We start from the raw sequence: 1,435 nt of genomic DNA, 5'->3' as shown, positions 1-1,435 counted from the left end.
ACACATTCGAGTCTTTCGGCATTTAAGCTGCCTCCTTCAAAAGTTTGCGCATGTCGCCCGCGGTCTCGGCCGCCAGCGATGCGAGGTCATCGACAAAGCGATCCAGTAACGAATACATATGCAGGAAGGTCTCGTCGTCCAGTTCCGGCGTCGCCCAGTCCAGCCCCGCCTGCGTCGCATCACGTTTGTGCGCGACCATTTGGTCCTGATACTCGTCGATGCTCCCCGGGAGATGAAAATAGACCACCTTCAACACGCCCTTCCGGTTCCATCGCAGCGCGCGCCGCATCGCCTGATACTCGATGCGCCACGTCCACGAACGGTCGTAGAAGAGGATGTAGTCGGCGTTCGGCAAGTTATAGCCCGCGCGGCCTGATGCCTTGGTAGCCATCAGTCCGGTTGCCAGTCCGCCCAGGAATCGCTTGTCCTTATCGGCCACGCGACGCTTGATCGGTATCTCGCCGTGAAACGGCACCGTCTGCACACCGTGCGCATCCAGCTCGCGCGCCAGAAGATCGAGCACGCCCGGATTCTCGGCAAACACGATCGCTTGCTTGCCTTCGGCCGCGATCGCGCGCATGCGCGCGACAATTGAGCGTTGCTTGCTCGTCAGGCCGCCGATGTACTCCACGCCATCCATCCCAAACTGCGGGTAATTGGCGGAAAAGTGAACGGCACGGATACGAGCGAGGATCGTGACCAGGTTGCATGCCTTCTTGTCATCGCGCGATGAGCGATACCAGTCGGCGAACTCGTCGGCAGCGCGGAGATACGCGGCCAAATGCCCGCGATCCCAGTCGACTGTCTCCACCTCGAACTGCGGCGGCTCAATCTGGATGTAGCGCGACACCTCGGGTTCTGCGACCAGCCGCCGCTTGATGTGCGGCGCGAGCATCGCCCGGTACAGGTGCAGATTACCGATCTTGGGCACCTCGCGTTTCGCCCCATCCTGCAGGCTCTCCGCGAATTGCCACGTGACCCACTCCAGCACCACGAAGTCATCCCTGAATCGATCGACGCCGCGCATCGCGTACTCCACCGAATTGATCCAGTTCTGCTCCAGGTAGCCCACGCGATAGCCATAGGGCTGAGCCGCCGTTCCATCACCGCCAGAAAACGCGATCAGACCAAACGCATCTCTCGGGTAGTTCGGGATCGGCGACCCTGTCAAAACGAACCTTCGGCGAGCCGAGAGCTGCCACAGCGCGCGGCTCTGATCGCTAGTGGGATTCGCAAGGCGCTCGCCTTCGTCGGCTACCAGCAGGCCGATGCGGCGACGCAGTCGATGGGCGTACGTCACGCGCGCCGAAGCTGCCTTATCGACCGGCATACGCAGGCGCTCATACGAGATAAGGTTGATCTGCCGGAGGTCGTTAAGGTCGGCCGCCGATTCGATTACCTTCACCTGCTCAGCCGAGATGGGCAACTGCCCCAC

The 1,435-nt window shown here is 61.4% G+C and carries 1 protein-coding gene; it reads right to left on the bottom strand.

Translation table 11 applies throughout. The features are described from left to right. Positions 1-22: 22 nt before the first annotated feature. Positions 23-1,435 (bottom strand): SNF2-related protein (locus AWB81_RS42905; protein WP_144444392.1); only part of this gene is annotated, 1,413 nt, incomplete at its 5' end.

The organism is Caballeronia arationis (assembly GCF_001544975.2).
Classification (GTDB): Bacteria; Pseudomonadota; Gammaproteobacteria; order Burkholderiales; family Burkholderiaceae; genus Caballeronia; species Caballeronia arationis.
This window is presented reverse-complemented; position numbering and strand designations above follow the sequence as displayed.